General features: G+C 71.6%; 4 protein-coding genes. 1 reads left to right on the plus strand and 3 read right to left on the minus strand.

Annotated elements, in window-relative coordinates:
- Window positions 1-177 precede the first annotated feature (177 nt).
- The gene (serB, locus tag AOK15_RS40905; protein WP_055524299.1) at window positions 178-1389 is read left to right on the plus strand and encodes a phosphoserine phosphatase SerB; all 1212 of its coding nucleotides are present in this window, start codon (window positions 178-180) and stop codon (window positions 1387-1389) included.
- Between the two features lie 155 nt (window positions 1390-1544).
- Here serB and AOK15_RS40910 read toward each other — a convergent pair whose 3' ends face one another.
- The 3 genes from AOK15_RS40910 to AOK15_RS48445 all read right to left on the minus strand — a co-directional run bounded on the left by AOK15_RS40910 (window position 1545) and on the right by AOK15_RS48445 (window position 2932).
- Window positions 1545-2063, minus strand: coding sequence for a SixA phosphatase family protein (locus AOK15_RS40910; protein ID WP_055524301.1), 519 nt, complete (start codon window positions 2061-2063; stop codon window positions 1545-1547).
- Between the two features lie 97 nt (window positions 2064-2160).
- A complete protein-coding gene (locus AOK15_RS40915; RefSeq protein ID WP_055524304.1) occupies window positions 2161-2385 on the minus strand; it encodes a hypothetical protein in 225 nt (74 codons plus the stop codon).
- Between the two features lie 430 nt (window positions 2386-2815).
- On the minus strand, window positions 2816-2932 hold the full coding sequence (locus AOK15_RS48445; protein WP_099968646.1) for an SGM_5486 family transporter-associated protein: 117 nt from the start codon (window positions 2930-2932) through the stop codon (window positions 2816-2818).
- Window positions 2933-2998: the final 66 nt, after the last annotated feature.

The raw sequence follows: 2998 nt of genomic DNA on the forward strand, positions 1-2998 counted from the left end.
AGATGTGTCTAAGAGACGGGGGGGGCACGCGGCGGTGGAAGGGGGGATTCCGGGTGCCGCCCCCGCGCTTCGTACACGATCCGGGTCCCCTTCGGTCACTGGTAACCCAGAGTTCTCCGTCCGCTGGGCGGACCTCAGGGGCGCAGAACGCGGGGTGCCGGATACGGTTGGACCATCATGAGCGCTTCGCAGACCTCCTCTGACGTCCCCACTCTCCTCGTCAAGATCTTCGGCAAGGACAGGCCCGGCATCACCGCCGGGCTGTTCGACACCCTTGCCGCGTACTCCGTCGACGTGGTCGACATCGAGCAGGTCGTCACCCGTGGCCGGATCGTCCTGTGCGCCCTGGTGACCGTGCCGCCGGCCGGCCAGGAGGGCGATCTGCGGGCCACCGTCCACGGCTGGGCGGAGTCCATGAAGATGCAGGCGGAGATCATCTCCGGCCTGGGCGACAACCGACCCCGCGGTCTCGGCCGCTCGCACGTCACCGTGCTGGGACATCCGCTGACCGCCGAGTCCACGGCCCGGATCGCCGCGCGGATCACCGCGACCGGCGGCAACATCGACCGTATCTTCCGGCTCGCCAAGTACCCGGTGACGGCGGTGGAGTTCGCCGTGTCCGGCACCGAGCCGGAGACGCTGCGCACGGCGCTGGTGACCGAGTCTGTGGCGCTCGGCGTGGATGTCGCCGTGGTCGCGGCGGGGCTGCACCGGCGGGCCCAGCGGCTGGTGGTCATGGACGTGGACTCCACGCTCATCCAGGACGAGGTGATCGAGCTCTTCGCGGCGCACGCCGGGTGCGAGAAGGAGGTCGCCGAGGTGACGGCCGCCGCGATGCGCGGCGAGCTGGACTTCGAGCAGTCGCTGCACGCCCGCGTGGCGCTGCTGGAGGGGCTCGACGCCTCGGTGGTGGACAAGGTGCGCAGCGAGGTGCGGCTCACGCCGGGGGCGCGCACCCTGATCCGCACGCTGAAGCGGCTCGGTTTCCAGGTCGGTGTCGTCTCGGGTGGCTTCACCCAGGTCACCGACGACCTGAAGGACCGGCTGGGGCTGGACTTCGCGCAGGCCAACACCTTGGAGATCGTCGACGGCAAGCTGACCGGCAGGGTCGTCGGGGAGATCGTGGACCGCGCGGGCAAGGCGCGGCTGCTGCGCCGGTTCGCCGCCGAGGCGGGGGTGCCGCTGGCGCAGACCGTGGCGATCGGCGACGGGGCGAACGACCTCGACATGCTCAACGCGGCCGGTCTCGGCGTCGCCTTCAACGCCAAGCCGGTCGTACGGGAGGCCGCGCACACCGCGGTGAACTTCCCCTTCCTCGACACCGTGCTCTACCTCCTCGGTGTCACGCGGGAAGAGGTCGAGGCGGCGGACACGCACGACGAGCAGTGAGCGCCATCGACGGCGACGGCGACGGCGTGTGACGACGCGGGAAGGCCCGGCAGCGCTGCGCTGCCGGGCCTTCGTCGTGCCGTACGCCGTATGCCGTGAGCCGGGGTGCCCTGGGCATGCCCAGGGTGCCCCGGGTGCCGGGGTGGCCTGGCCGGTTACTCCGTGGGCGCCCAGTAGTCGACGAGGGTGCCGACGCCCGGTTCCAGGCTCTTCCAGGAACCCTCGAAGGTGATGACGGCGTAGGCGGCGGCCGGGAAGTCGCGACGGCTCATGCGCTCACGGGCGTCGCCCTCGGCCTGGCCGGCGAGGATCTCGGCGAGCGCCTGGACGCCGGGGTTGTGGCCGACCAGGAGGACGGTCTGCGCGTCGTCGGGGGTCTCGTTGAGCAGGGCGATCAGGTCGCCGGGAGAGGCCTCGTAGATCCGCTCCTCGTAGACGGTTTTCGGTCGCTCGGGCAGCTCGTGGACGGCCAGCTTCCAGGTCTCACGGGTCCGGACGGCGGTGGAGCAGAGGGCAAGGTCGAAGGAGATGCCGCTGTCGGCGAGCTTGCGTCCGGCGACGGCGGCGTCCATTCGGCCCCGGTCGGCGAGGGGCCGCTCATGGTCGGACACCTGTGGCCAGTCGGCTTTCGCATGCCGGAAGAGGACAATCCTGCGGGGTTCTGCGACGCTCATGGGTCCCAGCTTCGCACGAAACAGGCCATGGGGCGCAGGGAGTTGAAGTGCGGATATCCGCGGCCCGTGTCCATGCCGCCGAGGGCGCTGCCGACGGTCACGGGACGAGGGCCGTCAGGAGCCGTTGTATGCGCTCGAAGACATGGGCGGCCAGGGGGTCGCCGCTCGCGGCGTGGGCGTCCGCGGGGTTGAGTATCAGCAGCAGGAGGGTGACGAAGCCGAGGGCGGGCAGGGCGAGGGCCCACCAGGGAAGGCGGATGTCCATGCCGCCCCCGGGTGCCGGGGCCGCCGGGTGGGGTCGCGTGTGCGTACGGGCCGACATGCCGCCTCCGAGGTCTTCGCGTCGTCGGTGGCCGCTCCTCCGTAGGGTCCTCGCGAGTCCCCCGCGGCCACACTTCGAAGCTACGGACTCCGGGCGGCACGGCCTATCCGGTGATCCACCCACTTCACCCTGAGACTCACCCCCTAGGGGATGGGGGGTTAGCCCCACCATGAGGGTCGTGACCATGCGGGTCGTGCCCGGTGACGTTCACTGGCGGGCGGGTCACGGGCTGCGCCGAGACGCGTGCCCGGGGGCGGGCCAACGTCAGGGGGGCGGACTGACGTCAGGGGTGCGGGCCGAAGTCAGGGCTGCGGGCGGGACCCAGGGGTGCAGGCGGGAGCCAGGGTGCGAGCCGGATTGGCGCGCGGTCGGGCGGACCCCGGTACTGGACCGCCGGGGCGTGGGGCCCTCGGCGTCGGCCGCCCGGGGGTCACGGGGAGGCGATCGCCGCGATGATGCCGATGACGATGAAGATGGCGAGGAACGAGCCGAAGACCACGAGCATCTTCTTCTGGCCGTTCTGGGGGTTCGGGTCGAGCACGGGCATGCGCCCAGTCTCGCACCCCGGCCCGACGGGCTGCCCGACGGGGTGGGCCTGGGGGCCCTCCCCACC

The organism is Streptomyces ossamyceticus, from assembly GCF_001418475.1.
In the GTDB taxonomy this organism is placed as follows: Bacteria; Actinomycetota; Actinomycetes; order Streptomycetales; family Streptomycetaceae; genus Streptomyces; species Streptomyces ossamyceticus.

Bases quoted from the DNA above. Each gene is read 5' to 3' on its own strand.
- serB (WP_055524299.1), top strand. From the start codon at position 178: ATGAGCGCTTCGCAGACCTCCTCTGACGTCCCCACTCTCCTCGTCAAG.
- AOK15_RS40910 (WP_055524301.1), bottom strand. From the start codon at position 2,063: ATGAGCGTCGCAGAACCCCGCAGGATTGTCCTCTTCCGGCATGCGAAA.
- AOK15_RS48445 (WP_099968646.1), bottom strand. From the start codon at position 2,932: ATGCCCGTGCTCGACCCGAACCCCCAGAACGGCCAGAAGAAGATGCTC.
- AOK15_RS40915 (WP_055524304.1), bottom strand. From the start codon at position 2,385: ATGTCGGCCCGTACGCACACGCGACCCCACCCGGCGGCCCCGGCACCC.